The organism is Simplicispira metamorpha (genome assembly GCF_004341365.1).
GTDB lineage: Bacteria > Pseudomonadota > Gammaproteobacteria > Burkholderiales > Burkholderiaceae_C > Simplicispira > Simplicispira metamorpha.
Window position 1 is genome coordinate 58,806 of record NZ_SLXH01000025.1, and the last position, 14,111, is coordinate 72,916.

The following is a 14,111-nucleotide window of genomic DNA, read 5'->3' on the forward strand; positions in this document are numbered from 1 at the left end:
CATGGACGTATCCCGCATCCGGGCCCTGCGCGGCCCCAACCTCTGGAGCCGCAACACCGCCATCGAGGCCGTTGTAGCCTGTGCCCCCCACGAGCGCGCCATGGCGCAAATCACCGGTTTTGAAGCCCGGCTGCGCGCCCTGTTCCCCGCCATCGGCACGCTGCACCCCGAGGGCAGCGACAGCGACATCTCGCTGGCCCACGTACTGCAATCGGCTGCGCTGGCGCTGCAAGCGCAGGCGGGCTGCCAAGTCACCTTCAGCCGCACTGCCGCCACCCACGACGCTGGCGTGTACCAGGTCATCGTCGAATACACCGAAGAAGCCGTGGGCCGCCAGGCCTTTGCCGACGCGCAGGCGCTGATCCAGGCCGCCCTGGACGGCGGCAGCTTTGACAGCAACGCCGTGGTCGCCAGCCTGCGTGAATTGGACGAAGACGAGCGCCTGGGCCCCAGCACCGGCGCCATCGTCGAGGCCGCTGCCGCGCGCGGTATTCCGTGGCGCCGCCTCACCCAGGGCAGCCTGGTGCAGTTTGGCTGGGGCAGCAAGCAGCGGCGCATCCAGGCCGCTGAAATCGACGCCACCAGCGCCGTAGCCGAATCCATCGCCCAGGACAAAGACCTGACCAAGCGCCTGCTGCACGCCGCCGGTGTGCCCGTGCCCCTGGGCCGCCCGGTCGAGAGCCTGGACGATGCCTGGGCCGTGGCCCTGGAAGTGGGCCTGCCCGTGGTGGTCAAGCCGCAAGACGGCAACCAGGGCAAGGGCGTCACGGTCAACATCACCGAGCGCGCGCAACTCGAAGACGCCTACCGCGTGGCCGAGGAGTACGGCACGGTGATGGTCGAGCGCTTTTTGCCCGGCCACGATTTCCGCCTGCTGGTGGTGGGCGACCAGCTGGTCGCCGCCGCCCGGCGCGAGCCGCCGCAGGTGCTGGGCGACGACATCCACACCGTGCGCGAACTGGTCGATCTGGTCAACCTCGACCCACGCCGGGGCGAGGGCCACGCCACATCGCTGACCAAAATCCGCCTCGATGACATAGCCATCGCGCGCCTGGCCGCACAGGGTTTGAGCCCCGAATCCGTGCCCGCCAAAGGCCAGCGCGTGGTGCTGCGCAACAACGCCAACCTGTCCACTGGCGGCACCGCCACCGACGTGACCGACGACGTTCACCCCGACCTGGCCGCGCGCGCCGTGGCGGCGGCGCAAATGATCGGCCTGCACATTTGCGGCGTCGATCTGGTCTGCGAGAGCGTGCTGCACCCCATCGAAGAACAAGGCGGCGGCATCGTGGAAGTGAACGCCGCCCCCGGCCTGCGCATGCACCTGGCGCCCAGCTACGGCAAGCCGCGCGCCGTGGGCACCGCCATGGTCAACGAAGTGTTTGCCCCTGGCCAGGACGGGCGCATCCCCGTGGTGGCCGTGACCGGCACCAACGGCAAAACCACCACCGCGCGCCTGATTGCCCACCTGTTTGCCGCCCAGGGCCTGCGCGTGGGCATGACCAACACCGACGGCGTGTACGTCAATGGCCGCCAGATTGACAGCGGCGACTGCTCGGGCCCGCGCAGCGCGCGCAACGTGCTGCTGCACCCCGAAGTCGATGCCGCCGTGTTTGAAACCGCGCGCGGCGGCATCCTGCGCGAGGGCCTGGGCTTTGACCGCTGCCAGGTTGCCGTGGTCACCAACATCGGTGAGGGCGACCACCTGGGCATGAACTACATCACCACCGTGGAAGACCTGGCCGTCTTGAAGCGCGTGATCGTGCAGAACGTGGCCCCCGATGGCTATGGCGTGCTCAACGCCGCCGACCCCATCGTGGCCGCCATGGCCCCGGCCTGCCCCGGCAAGATCATCTACTTTGCCGCCGACCGCCACCACCCGGTGATGGCCACGCACCGCGCCCAAGGCAACCGCTCGGTGTACGTCGATGGCGACTCGGTGGTGGCCGCCGAAGGCTCGTGGCGCGAAACCATCCACCTGCGCGATGTGCCCATCACGCGCAATGGCCGCATTGGTTTTCAGGTGGAAAACGTGATGGCCGCCGTGGCCGCCGCCTGGGGCGCGGGCCTGCCGTGGCAGACCATCCGCCGGGGCCTGTCGGGCTTTGTCAATGACAGCGACAACGCCCCTGGCCGCTTCAACGTGATGGATTACCGTGGCGCCACCGTCATTGCCGACTACGGCCACAACCCCGACGCCATGCGCGCACTCGTGGCCGCTGTCGATGCCCTGCCTGGCAACCGCCGCAGCGTGGTCATCAGTGGCGCGGGCGACCGGCGCGACGAGGACATCCGCGCGCAAACCGTCATTTTGGGCAAGGCGTTTGACGACGTGATCCTGTACCAGGACGCCGCCCAGCGCGGGCGCGGCGACGGCGAGGTGATGGCGCTCCTGCGCGAGGGCCTGCAAGGCGCCACGCGCACGCGCCATGTGGAAGAAATCTACGGCGAGTTCACCGCCATCGACGCCGCGCTGGCACGCCTGCAACCGGGCGACCTGTGCCTGGTGCTGGTCGATCAGGTCGAAGAGGCCCTGGCCCACCTGGCCCAGTGCTGTAGCCAGAACTGAGCACGCGCGCTGCCAGACCAGCGCCCGCCAGACAAAAGCCCCCGGCGCTGCCAGCACCGGGGGCTTTACTATTGATTTGATAGCTGGTAGCGCTTACCCAGCAAGCGCCAGAGGCCGATTTGGCTTGAAAACCGTGGCGCGGCCAATCACTTCTTGACCAGCGGGCAGCTCGAATCGGCCAGCGGCTTGAACGCAATCTGCGCGGGCACGGTGCTGATGGTTTTGTAATAGTCCCAAGGGCCTTTGGACTCCGAAGGCTTCTTCACCTGGAACAGGTACATGTCGTGTACCACGCGCCCGTCGGGACGGATGCTGGCGTTGCGCATGATGGGGTCCTGGATGGGCAGCTCGCGCATCTTCTGCGCCACCACCTTGGAGTCATCGGTCTTGGCCGCAGCCACCGACTTGAGGTAGTGCAGCACGCTGGAATACACGCCCGCCTGCACCATGGTTGGCTTGTAGTTCTTGTGCAGCTTGGCAAAGCGCGCCGAGAAGGCCCGCGTCTGGTCATCCATGTCCCAGTAAAAGCCTTCCGAGAACATCAGCCCTTGCGCCACGTTCAGGCCCATGGAATGCACGTCGGTCAAAAACACCAGCAGCGCCGCCACGGTCTGGTCTTTGCCACCAATGCCGAACTCGCGCGCCACCTTGATGGCGTTGACCGTGTCCTGCCCGCCGTTGGCCAGGCCAATCACCTTGGCCTTGGAGCTTTGCGCTTGCAGCAGGAACGAAGAAAAATCGCTGGCATTGAGCGGGTGGCGCACGCTGCCCAGCACGTTGCCACCGTACGCTTTGACGATATCGCCCGCTTCTTTTTCCAGCGAATGGCCAAACGCATAGTCCACGGTGACGAAGTACCACGACTTGGCGCCCGCGCGCGTCAGCGCCGCCGCAGGCCCGGCAGCCAGCGAGTAAGAGTCGAACATCCAGTGAAAGCCGTTGGGCGCGCAATCTTCGTTGGTCAGGCGCGTGGTGGCCGGGCCGCTGTACAGCGCAATGCCGCCCTTGTCCTTGATGAGCTTTTGCACCGCCAGGGCGCCCGCCGAGTTGGTCAGGTCGGCCAGCGCATCGACCTTGTCGCGCTCGAGCCACTCGCGCGCCTTGGTGGCGGCGATGTCGGCCTTGTTCTGGTGGTCCACGCTGATGACTTCGATGTTCATGCCCTTGCACTCGGCTTTGAGGCAGTCTTCAATGGCCATTTTGGCCGCCACCACCGAGCCCGCCCCGCCCATGCCCGAATACGGGCCCGACATGTCCGTCAGAACGCCCACTTTGACCACGCCATCCGAGATTTGCGCCTGGGCCAGGCCACACAAGGCCATGGCGGCCAGGGCCGTGACTTTTTTCATACCGTACATGCTCTGTCTCCTGCTGGTTGTTATGCAAAACGCAGCCCCGGCGTGCGCCCGGGCTACCCGGTCACTGTAACGGCGCTTTGCAGCCCGCCAGCAACCCACCAGTGCAGGCGCACTTTGCAAATATGCACAGCGATGCCCGGCGATACACAACGTGGCCCAGCCCACAGCCTGCGGCACAATCGCCAGACCATGCACCTGCCCACCCGCCCACCTTCACGCGCCTGGCGCCGCGCCGCCCTGTGGCTGGCCGCCAGTACCCTGGCTGCTGCCGCCCACGCGGAAAAAATCGGCACCGTGGACACCGCCTTCCAGTGGATTGGCCGTGACCACGACATCCTGGTCGAGGCCTACGACGACCCCGGCGCCCTGGGCGTGACCTGCTATGTCTCGCGGGCGCGAACGGGCGGCATCAAAGGCACGCTGGGCCTGGCCGAAGACCGCGCCGAGGCCTCGATTGCCTGCCGCCAGACCGGGCCCATCAGCTTTCCCAAGCCGCTGCGCAAGCAGGAAGAGGTGTTCAGCGAGCGCATGTCGATTTTGTTCAAGCGCCTGCGCATCGTGCGCATGGTGGACGCGCCGCGCAACACGCTGGTGTACCTGACCTATTCTGAAAAGCTGATCGACGGTTCGCCGCAAAACAGCATCACGGCGGTGCCGGTGGACCGGGCCACGCCCATTGTGCTCAGGCCCTGAATATGTAGCCAAAAACAGCTCTGACGCACGCGCAACAAGCGCTAGCAGCTATTAAATCAATAGCAAAAACCATTTTTGCGCCCCGTACCGCGCCCCACCTATTCGCAGAAACCGCATGGCCACATCCGACATGCCCTTCCCCAAGAGCGCCACACCAGGCACTTCGACCACCGCTGCGGTGCCAGCCCCCGGGGCGGCCTCCGGTGCTGCACCTGCGGGTGCCGGGGGCCCGTCTGCGGCAGCGGCGGTGGCCCGTGCGGGGGGGGGCTCCACCACCACCGCCAAAGCGTCTCCCAGCCCGCTGGCCACGCTCTACCACAGCGCACTCGGGCCGGTGGGTCTGGCGCACTACCTGCGGGTTTTTGCCCTTTTTGACGCCACCGGCAAGGCCCGCCCTGGCTGGAACTGGGGCGCCGCCCTGCTCACCCTGCACTGGATGCTGTTGCACCAGCTCTGGCGCCCGGCGCTGGCATATGCCGCCACGGGGGCAGCGCTGGTGTGGCTGGCCTGGGGAATCGATCCGGCACTGCTGCCCTGGCCCGCGTCGGTGCAATGGGGGCTGCTGGCAGGGTTTGTCGTGCTGGGCACGGTGCTGCCGGGGTTGTATGGCGATGCGCTGCTGCACGCTTACACCGAGCAGCGCATCCACAATGCCATTGGCGCCTCCAAAACGATTGCCGAGGCCCGCCTGCGCCTGGGCCAGCACGCCAGTTCGCGCCAGCGCGCAGGCTGGCAGGCGGCCATCCACGCCGTGCTGCTCTGCGTGGCAGCGGCCATCGCCCTGTTCTCCGGCACACCGCCCCGGCGCGCCGCCAGCTCTACCGCGCCAGAGGCGTTTCTGACCCCGTCGGGCAGCACACCGGCAGCGTCTGCTCCCACCACCGCGCCTGCATCGGACCTGGATGCCAGGTTGGCCGCAGCAGCAGCCACCGCAGTGGCGTCGGCCATGCCCGCCCCAGCGGCGTTGCCCACCCCGCAACAGGCGGTGACTGCGGCTGTGGCACCGCCGCCTCCCGCACCTGCACCTGCGCCCCAGGCAGCCCCCGCACCGGTGGTGTCGCCACCAGCGCAATCCAGCGCCCTGGTGGGCAGTGCCGTGGCGCCAGCATCCGGCCCGGCATCGGGTGCCACAGCGGGCACGCAAACGCCTGCCAAAGCAGCACCCACTGCCGCGCCAGCGCCCAAACCCCTGCCCCCGGCAGTGGCCGAGCCTGCGCCCAAAGTCCGCACGCCCCCTCCAGCCAAAACCAGAAGCGCAGACAAGACCGCGCCCGAAGACGAGAAAAAAGCCACCCCGCCCGCCAAAACACCCACCAAAGTAGCTACCCCGCCCCCGGCCAAAGTGCCAGCCAAGGTGCCTGCCAAAACACCGGCCAAAGCATCTACCAAAGTACCGGCCAAAACACCTGCCAAAGTCCCCACCACTCCGCCAGCCACCGCAGCGCCAGCTACCACGGCGGCGGCAACCGACAGCGCCGACACCCCGGCGCACAGCTACTTCATCAACACCGGCTCGTTTGCCGATGCCAGCAACGCCGCCAGGGTGCTCCTGATCATCACCGGCAGCGGCCTGCCCGCTGTACAGCAAGAAGTCACTGGCAACCAGAACACTTACCACCGGGTGCGCGTGGGGCCTTTCTACAGCCGTGAACAAGCCGACCGCGCCGCCGCCAGCCTGCGCAAAATGCGGCTGGAAGCGGTGGTGTACCGCCGCTGATCGCGCGCGGCGCGTGCAGCAAAAGCTGCTGCGCGCATACGCGCACAGCGGCCACACCAAGGTGGTGGCCATGGCTGGTCAAACCGGGGGTGTCGTCCCTATACTGGAGCGCGGGCTCATGGCTGGCCCGCAGGCTCCAGAACCCTTTCAGGAGACACGCCATGCGCACCATTTCCCCCGCACTGCTGGCACTGCAACGCCTTTACCACTGGGAGCACACGCAGCCCGGGCAGATTGCGCTGGTGCAGCCCCTGGGCCAGGGCGCTGTGCTGGAGCTGACGTGGTCACAAGTGGCCGACCAGGTACGCCGCATGGCCGCACACTTGCAGGCCCAGGGCTGGGAGAGCGGCTCCAAGGTGGCCATCCTGTCCAAAAACTGCGCCTGGTGGCTGATGAGCGACCTGGCCATCTGGATGGCGGGCCATGTCTCGGTGCCGCTGTACCCCACACTGGGCCCGGACACGCTGGCGCACATCCTGCGGCACAGCGAGGCACGCGCCTGCTTTATTGGCAAGCTGGACGAGTGGGAGCACATGGCGCCGGGCGTACCCACCGACCTGCCCTGCATCAGCTACCCCCTGTCGCCACCCGGTGCCAGCAGGCGATGCAGTGCCTGGGATGCCATCTGCACCCACACCGCACCGCTGGCGGGCGAACCCACCCGGCCCGCCGACGACCTGGCCACGCTCATCTACACCTCGGGCACCACCGGCGTGCCCAAGGGCGTGATGCACAGCTTTGGCAACTTTGCCTGGGCCATCGAGCAGGGGCTGCGGCGCATTCCCATGGGGCCATCAGACCGGCTTTTGTCCTACCTGCCCCTGGCCCATGTGGTCGAGCGCCTGCTGATCGAACACGGCTGGCTGCAAACGGGCTTCAGGGTGTACTTCGCTGAATCGCTGGACACCTTCACCACCGACTTGCAGCGCGCACGGCCCACGGTTTTTTTCTCCGTACCGCGCCTGTGGGTGAAGTTCCAGAACGGCATCCACCAAAAGCTCTCTCCCGCACGGCTCAAGCTGCTGCTGCGCCTGCCACTGGTGGGCACGTTGGTGCGGCGCAAAATCCTGCACGGACTGGGGTTGGCGCAATGCCGCATGGCCGCTGGCGGCGCCGCGCCCATGCCACTGGCGCTGTTGCAGTGGTTTCGCGGTATCGGCCTGCCCATCAACGAGGGCTACGGCATGACCGAGAACCTGGCCATCTCCCACCTGACCGTACCCGGCATCAACCAGGAAGGCACCGTAGGCCCGCCCTACGACGGCGTGGAGCACCGCATCGACCCCGAATCGGGCGAAATCCAGATGCGCAGCCAGGCCCTGATGCTGGGCTACTACAAAGCCCCCGAACTCACGCGCGATGCCTTCACCCCCGATGGCTGGCTGCGCACGGGCGACCAAGGCTTCATCGACAACCACGGCTGGCTGCACATCACCGGGCGCGTGAAAGACCTGTTCAAGACCAGCAAGGGCAAGTACGTGGCCCCCGCCCCCATCGAAGACAAGCTGGTCATGCACAAGTCCATCGAAGCCTGTGTGGTCAGCGGCAGTGGCAGCCTGGGCCAGCCCTTGGGCATCGTCATGCTCAACGCACAGGCCATGCAGTGCCTGGGTGACGCGGCGGCCAAGGCCGCGCTGGAAGCCTCGCTGGTGCGGCACCTGCACCGCGTCAATGCCACGCTGGAGCCCCATGAGCGGCTGCAATGCCTGGTGGTGGCACGCCAGCCCTGGACGGTGGACAACGACCTGATCACCCCGACCTTCAAGGTCAAGCGCAACCGCATCGAAAACGTGTACGGGGCGCAGTACGCCGATTGGGCCGCCTCTGGGCGCGAGGTGGTCTGGCAAAACGGCTGAAAGCGCCGCAACCCGGACGTAGCGCAGCCCGGCGCCAGAGCATCAGTCGGCCGCGTCGCCGCGCTCGGAGGCCAGCGTGGGCTCGGGCATGCGGGTGGCCAGGATTTTGTCGATGGTTTTGCCGTCCATGTCCACCACTTCGAGCTTCCAGCCCTCCCACTGCACGGTGTCCGTGACCTTGGGCAGGCGCCCGGTCAGCAGCATGATCATGCCGCTGAGGGTGTGGTAGCGGCCCCGCTCTTCTTCGGGCACGGCGGTCAGCTCCAGACGGTCTTTCAGCTCGGGCACGGGGATGTGGCCGTCCAGCAGCCAACTGCCATCTTCGCGCTGCAAGGCCCACGAGGTTTCGGGGTCGCGCGGCTGGAATTCGCCGGTGATGGCTTCGATCAGGTCTTGCAACGTGACGATGCCCTGCACTTCGCCGTATTCATCAATGACAAACGCCATATGGACATCAGACAGCCGGAAGTTGTCCAGCAGCTCCATGCCAGTGATGCTTTCGGGCACGTACAGCGCCGTTTGCAGCGGCTGATCGGCCAGGCCGTGGCCCTGCGCGCGCAGGGTGTGCGCCAGCCACTGGCGCGCGTTGACCACGCCCAGAATGTTGTCCATGCCACCGCGCACCACCGGAAAGCGCGCGTGGTCAGACTCCTCGACGCGGCGCAGGTTTTCTTCAAACGACAAGTCCAGGTCCAGGCAGACCACATCGCCGCGCGGCACCATCAGCGAGCCAATCTGGCGGTCGTCCAGGCGAAACACGTTGCGCACCATGGTGTGCTCGTGCGACTCAATGACGCCAGCGGTGGTGCCCTCGACCAGCATGGCGTGGATTTCTTCCTCGGTCACGGGGCTGCCGCTGGTTTCTTTCACCCCCAGCATGCGCAGCAGGGTGCGCGTGGAGGTGGACAGCAGCAGCACAAACGGCTTGGTGGCCACCGCCAGAAAATTGATGGGCCGTGCCACCAGGCGGGCAAACGTCTCGGGATACGACTGGCCGATGCGTTTGGGCACCAGCTCACCCACCACGATGGAAAAGTAAGTGATCAACACCACCACCAGGCCCGTGGCACCGTAGCTGGCGTAGGGCTGGGGCACACCCAGCACCTCCAGCCACACCGCCAGCGGGGTCGCCAGCGCTGCCTCGCCCACGATACCGTTGAGCACACCAATCGAGGTGATGCCGATCTGGATGGTGGACAAAAAGCGGGTGGGGTCTTCACCCAGCTGTACGGCGGCGGCGGCGCCGCTATCGCCCTCGTCAATCAGTTTTTGCAGCCTGGCCTTGCGCGCCGTGACCAGCGCAATCTCGGACATGGCAAACAGGCCATTGAGACAGATGAGGGCGAACAGTATTGCTATTTCCATACAAAGGGAGCCATCGCTCCCTGAAAGTGGTGAAGTGCCGAATTGTAAGGAGGCACGATGACTGCGCCGCTGGGCCTTATTTTTCTGCGTCGCCGTCGGGAAGCACCACATCGACCACGGCGCCCACCGCTTTGGCACCGACTTTGACGCCAGTGGCCACCACCGTCACGGCAGCATCGGCCACCGCCACCACGGCGCAGCCGGTGGTACCAAGCACGCACAAGGCCAGCACCAGCCAGCGCATGGCGTGCTTGTATTTGAAAGTCAGTTTTTTGGCGAAACGCGGGGTTGTGCCGCCGCATAACTTCGCTGCGCGAAGTGAGCGGCGTCCAAACCCAGAAACCTCGCGCCTTTGGCGTGGGCGCGTGCGCGCCCCCAAGAGCATGCCGGTCATTCGACCGTCACACTCTTGGCGAGGTTGCGCGGCTTGTCCACATCTGTCCCCAGCGCACAGGCGGTGTGGTAGGCCAGCAATTGCAGCGGAACCACGTGCAGGATGGGCGAGAGCGCGCCGTAGTGCTCGGGCATGCGGATGACGTGCAGGCCCTCGCTGCTCTCGATGCGCGTGTCGGCGTCGGCCAGCACATACAGCACGCCACCGCGCGCGCGCACTTCCTGCATGTTGCTTTTGAGCTTTTCCAGCAGCGCATCGTTGGGCGCCACCGTGACCACCGGCATGGCACTGGTCACCAGCGCCAGCGGGCCGTGTTTGAGTTCGCCCGCCGGGTAGGCCTCGGCGTGGATGTAGCTGATCTCTTTGAGCTTGAGCGCGCCCTCCAGCGCAATCGGGTAGTGCAGGCCCCGGCCCAGGAACAGCGCGTTTTGCATGCGGGCAAAGTCTTCGGCCCAGCCGATGATTTGGGGTTCGAGCGCCAGCACGGCCTGCAAGGCCACGGGCAGGTGGCGCATGGCCTGCAAATGCGCGGCTTCTTGCGCGGCGCTGAGGTGGCCCTTGGCTTGCGCCAGCGCCAGGGTCAGCAAGAACAGCCCGGCCAGTTGCGTGGTGAAGGCCTTGGTGCTGGCCACGCCAATCTCCACCCCGGCGCGGGTGATGTAGGCCAGCGCGCATTCGCGCACCATGGCGCTGGTGGCCACGTTGCAGATGGTGAGCGTGTGGGCATGGCCCAGACTTTGCGCATGGCGCAGCGCGGCCAGCGTGTCTGCCGTTTCGCCCGACTGGCTGATGGTGACGATGAGCTGGCGCGGATTGGGCACCGACTCGCGGTAGCGGTATTCGCTGGCCACCTCGACCTGGGTGGGGATTTTGGCGACGGATTCCAGCCAGTATTTGGCCGTGCAGCCGCTGTAGTAACTGGTGCCGCAGGCCAGGATGAGCACTGAATCGATCTGCTCAAACACCTGCGCGGCGCCATCGCCAAACAGCGCGGGCACGATGCCTTGCACGCCTTCGAGCGTGTCGGCAATGGCGCGTGGCTGCTCAAAAATCTCTTTTTGCATGTAGTGCCGGTACGGCCCCAGCTCGGCAGCGCCGCTGTGCGCCTGCACGGTGCGCACCGGGCGCTGCACGGCGTCCAGCGGCTGACCATCGGCGCCCACCAGTGCGTAGCGGCCCAGCTGCAAATCCACCACATCACCCTCTTGCAGATAGACGATCTGGTCGGTCACACCGGCCAGGGCCATGGCGTCGCTGGCCAGAAAGTGCTCTGCGCCGCCCTGGCCCACGCCCAGAATCAGCGGCGATCCCGCGCGCGCGCCGACCACGCGGTGCGGCTCGTTCTGGTGCATGACGGCAATGGCAAAGGCGCCGTGCAGTTGCGCCACCGCCGCCTGCACCGCCTGGAACAAGTCGCCTGCATAGAGGCTATCGACCAGGTGGGCGATGACCTCGGTATCGGTCTGGCTGGCAAACCCATAGCCCTGGGCTTGCAGCGCGGTGCGCAGGGCCTCGTAGTTTTCGATGATGCCGTTGTGTACCAAGGCCACGCGGCCCGGTGCGGTGCCCCCGGCACTGGCTTGGGCACCAGGGCCATGGCTGAAATGCGGATGGGCATTGCACTCCAGCGGGGCGCCGTGCGTGGCCCAGCGGGTGTGGGCGATGCCGGTGGCGCCCACAATGGGCACGGCCTGCACCTGCTCCAGCAGCTCGGCCACGCGCGCCGTGCTGCGCGCGCGCTGCAAGCCGCCGCCAGCGCCCAGGCTGGCGCCATGCACGGCCACGCCGCACGAGTCGTAGCCCCGGTATTCGAGCCGTTGCAGCCCCTGGACAAGAATGGGAACGATGTTGCGCGATGACACTGCGCCGACGATGCCGCACATAAGAAAAGCCTAGTGTGAAAGAAGGCGCCATCGTAGGCCCGGCCAGCCCTGAAAACCACAGCGCGCAGGCACCCGGCCACAGAAACCGGTGCGCCGCACCGCTATATCACCAGCCAAATTGGCCGCTAGCGCTGATGGAGCGTGCGCTAGCAGCTATTAAATCAATAGCAATGAACCTGGGCCACCATGCCACCAACGATGGCACCCACGCAGCCAGGCTATTGCCCGCATGCCGCTGCCCACACCTGGCGCCAGGGCCGTGGCGGAATACGGCAGCGGATGGCGGCGCCGATCAGAACACCTTGTCAAAAATGAAGCGATCACCCGCCGGGTACTGCTTGGCGCAGTTGACGCCGACTTCCTGCCCCAGTGGCGTGCTGGTGGCCGACTGGACAGTGACCAAGGCCGTGGTGGTGGTAAAGGCAATTTGCGCATTGACCTTGCAGTGGTTCAAAAGCAGCTCACCAGAAACATTGGCCACATTACCCGACAGCGAGCCCTGGAGAAGATTCCAGGTATTGAGCTGCCGTGGCCGCAGTCCATTGAACAGCGCCACCGGCACTCCATTCAACAAATCAATGTTGTAAAGCGTGCCAATAAATACATTGCCGTTGGTATGTACCGACAGGTAGGAACCGACTTCGTCCCGCTCCTGGAAAACACCATCATAAGGACTGGCAGCAAAAGCCACACCGCACGCCGAAAGCAAAGCCGAAACGATAATTTTTTTCACGATATACCCTCAAAGGTTTTTGAAATCAACCAACTCAAATTCAAATTGCATGTACCACTTGATAAAACCCCACCCGGTATTGGCAATGGCTTCATCCAAAGGGCCTGGGCATTTTACGGGGCTAAACGCTCCAATGCCTCGCGCACAGCGTCCAATTGCTCGGGCGTGGCCGACTGTGTGGAGGGCGTCTGTGCCTCGCGCTGCAACTGCTGCGCCTTGAGCTGGTCTTTGGATTCTGGCGCGCTGGCAGCAGCGGCGCTGGGGATGCCCAGGCCCGCTGTACTGCGGGCGACCACGTTGCCGACCACACTGCCATCGGGGTGCAGCACCAGACCTGTGCCGCAGTCGTAATCGGACACCGACGGCGGGCAGTATTCAAACCTGCCAGCAAGGGCCCCCGACGCGCTGACGTTGAACAAAAAGCTGTCGCGGGCGCCCCTGGGCTCTTTGATGGAGCACACAAACTCATAACCCGCCTGGTTAATCACCGCACAGGAGACTTCCTTGTTTTTGCCATCTACCGTTGCCGTCAACTCGTTGTTGAACTGGTTGTAGTTGGCCGACGAGAAAGAAAACGACTCGCTGTAAATGCTGCCCGAATAATCAAAGTGGTAACTGATTGCCACCCGGCCATACAGTTTGGTCAAACCCGTAGGCACCGGGACAGGCGGATTGGGGTTGGTGTTGATATTGGTGACCACAAAACTCTGCTTGGACTCGCTCCAGCTCAGGGTGGCCGTGGCGCCAGGGCTGGGAAAATCCACCACATCCACGGTTCTGGATTTGTTGGTCAGGAACGCCGTGCCACCCGACTGCGTGGTTTTAAAATTCGATTCGCCAAACAAAGCGCCGTTGGCATAGATTTTCAGGTTGTGCGCGCCCCGGCTCAGGTTATTGAAGTTAATCAGCAATGCAAACCCGGTATTGCTCTTGCCGCAAATGCTGGCAGTATCCATCCGCTCGCTGCCCACGTAGGCAAATCCGATCGATTTCCCATCGACGATGGCCTCGACCCGGGTGGCAGAGCAGTGCCAGCCTGAAATAATCCCAATTCCTGAATCGGTGGCATTATTGGCCGGATTTTCCAGCGCCCCTTGGGCGCAGGCCAGAGCGGGGAGCCAAAGCGCCGCAGCGCCGATTATTTTTTCAAGCTTCGCCATGGAATCATCCTTATCAAAACAGAAATTATTGACTAGGGCGTGTCATCAATCAATTCCGATTGGTGTGACGGAGTTGCTACCGCTCAGGCCAACCACACCATGGATGCCACCAGATGGATGGCCCCCAGGAAGTTGCGAGCGGTTTTGTCGTAGCGCGTAGCAATGGCCCGGTACTGCTTCAAGCGTGCGAAGAAGTTCTCGATCAGATGCCGAGCCTTGTAGAGGTCGCGGTCATATTCGCGCGGCTGTTTGTTCGTTACCCGGGAAGGAATGACCACTGCTTTGCCATTGTCCAGGAGCGGCTCGATCAGCCGGGCCTGGGCATCGTAGGCCTTGTCGGCAATAACAGTCTGCGCGGGTGTGTCCTTGAGCAGGACATCGGC

Annotated in this window: 11 protein-coding genes; 4 read left to right on the forward strand and 7 right to left on the reverse strand. The window is 65.0% G+C overall.

Features of this window, described 5'->3' with window-relative positions:
• Position 1: 1 nt before the first annotated feature.
• Positions 2-2,569: a cyanophycin synthetase gene (gene cphA, locus EV674_RS13245; protein WP_119013756.1), complete on the forward strand. Its 2,568-nt coding sequence runs from the start codon at positions 2-4 to the stop codon at positions 2,567-2,569.
• Between the two features lie 146 nt (positions 2,570-2,715).
• On the opposite strand, the gene EV674_RS13250 is transcribed toward cphA, so the two are convergent.
• Complete coding sequence (locus EV674_RS13250) at positions 2,716-3,927, reverse strand: ABC transporter substrate-binding protein (RefSeq protein WP_374761688.1); 1,212 nt, start codon at positions 3,925-3,927, stop codon at positions 2,716-2,718.
• 189 nt (positions 3,928-4,116) lie between these two features.
• On the opposite strand from EV674_RS13250, the gene EV674_RS13255 reads away from it, so the two are divergent.
• From EV674_RS13255 to EV674_RS13265, 3 genes are all read left to right on the forward strand, one after another.
• The gene (locus EV674_RS13255; protein WP_119013803.1) at positions 4,117-4,620 is read left to right on the forward strand and encodes a CreA family protein; all 504 of its coding nucleotides are present in this window, start codon (positions 4,117-4,119) and stop codon (positions 4,618-4,620) included.
• Positions 4,621-4,735: 115 nt separating this feature from the next.
• Positions 4,736-6,337: an SPOR domain-containing protein gene (locus EV674_RS13260; RefSeq protein ID WP_119013754.1), complete on the forward strand. Its 1,602-nt coding sequence runs from the start codon at positions 4,736-4,738 to the stop codon at positions 6,335-6,337.
• A gap of 161 nt (positions 6,338-6,498) precedes the next feature.
• The gene (locus tag EV674_RS13265; RefSeq protein ID WP_119013753.1) at positions 6,499-8,193 is read left to right on the forward strand and encodes an AMP-binding protein; all 1,695 of its coding nucleotides are present in this window, start codon (positions 6,499-6,501) and stop codon (positions 8,191-8,193) included.
• A 42-nt stretch (positions 8,194-8,235) separates the two neighbouring features.
• Here EV674_RS13265 and EV674_RS13270 read toward each other — a convergent pair whose 3' ends face one another.
• From EV674_RS13270 to EV674_RS13290, 6 genes are all read right to left on the reverse strand, one after another.
• Positions 8,236-9,558 carry a hemolysin family protein gene (locus EV674_RS13270; RefSeq protein ID WP_119013752.1) on the reverse strand — a complete coding sequence of 441 codons (1,323 nt, stop codon included), beginning with the start codon at positions 9,556-9,558 and terminating at the stop codon, positions 8,236-8,238.
• Positions 9,559-9,634: 76 nt separating this feature from the next.
• Complete coding sequence (locus EV674_RS17430) at positions 9,635-9,802, reverse strand: hypothetical protein (protein ID WP_165887102.1); 168 nt, start codon at positions 9,800-9,802, stop codon at positions 9,635-9,637.
• A gap of 146 nt (positions 9,803-9,948) precedes the next feature.
• Positions 9,949-11,835, reverse strand: a complete 1,887-nt coding sequence (gene glmS / locus EV674_RS13275; protein WP_119013751.1) for a glutamine--fructose-6-phosphate transaminase (isomerizing) — start codon at positions 11,833-11,835, stop codon at positions 9,949-9,951.
• Between the two features lie 292 nt (positions 11,836-12,127).
• Positions 12,128-12,568, reverse strand: a complete 441-nt coding sequence (locus EV674_RS13280; RefSeq protein ID WP_132750454.1) for a hypothetical protein — start codon at positions 12,566-12,568, stop codon at positions 12,128-12,130.
• A 113-nt stretch (positions 12,569-12,681) separates the two neighbouring features.
• Positions 12,682-13,728 (reverse strand): hypothetical protein, encoded by a 1,047-nt coding sequence (locus tag EV674_RS13285; protein WP_132750455.1) that lies wholly within the window; start codon positions 13,726-13,728, stop codon positions 12,682-12,684.
• Positions 13,729-13,811: 83 nt separating this feature from the next.
• Positions 13,812-14,111, reverse strand: a 300-nt coding sequence (locus EV674_RS13290) for a transposase (RefSeq protein ID WP_165887103.1), incomplete at its 5' end; no start/stop codon positions are given.

Excerpts from the sequence above, each read along its gene's own strand:
- cphA (WP_119013756.1), top strand. The coding sequence starts at position 2 with ATGGACGTATCCCGCATCCGGGCCCTGCGCGGCCCCAACCTCTGGAGC.
- EV674_RS17430 (WP_165887102.1), bottom strand. The coding sequence starts at position 9,802 with ATGCGCTGGCTGGTGCTGGCCTTGTGCGTGCTTGGTACCACCGGCTGC.
- EV674_RS13255 (WP_119013803.1), top strand. The coding sequence starts at position 4,117 with ATGCACCTGCCCACCCGCCCACCTTCACGCGCCTGGCGCCGCGCCGCC.
- EV674_RS13270 (WP_119013752.1), bottom strand. The coding sequence starts at position 9,558 with ATGGAAATAGCAATACTGTTCGCCCTCATCTGTCTCAATGGCCTGTTT.
- EV674_RS13265 (WP_119013753.1), top strand. The coding sequence starts at position 6,499 with ATGCGCACCATTTCCCCCGCACTGCTGGCACTGCAACGCCTTTACCAC.
- EV674_RS13260 (WP_119013754.1), top strand. The coding sequence starts at position 4,736 with ATGGCCACATCCGACATGCCCTTCCCCAAGAGCGCCACACCAGGCACT.
- glmS (WP_119013751.1), bottom strand. The coding sequence starts at position 11,835 with ATGTGCGGCATCGTCGGCGCAGTGTCATCGCGCAACATCGTTCCCATT.
- EV674_RS13285 (WP_132750455.1), bottom strand. The coding sequence starts at position 13,728 with ATGGCGAAGCTTGAAAAAATAATCGGCGCTGCGGCGCTTTGGCTCCCC.
- EV674_RS13250 (WP_374761688.1), bottom strand. The coding sequence starts at position 3,927 with ATGTACGGTATGAAAAAAGTCACGGCCCTGGCCGCCATGGCCTTGTGT.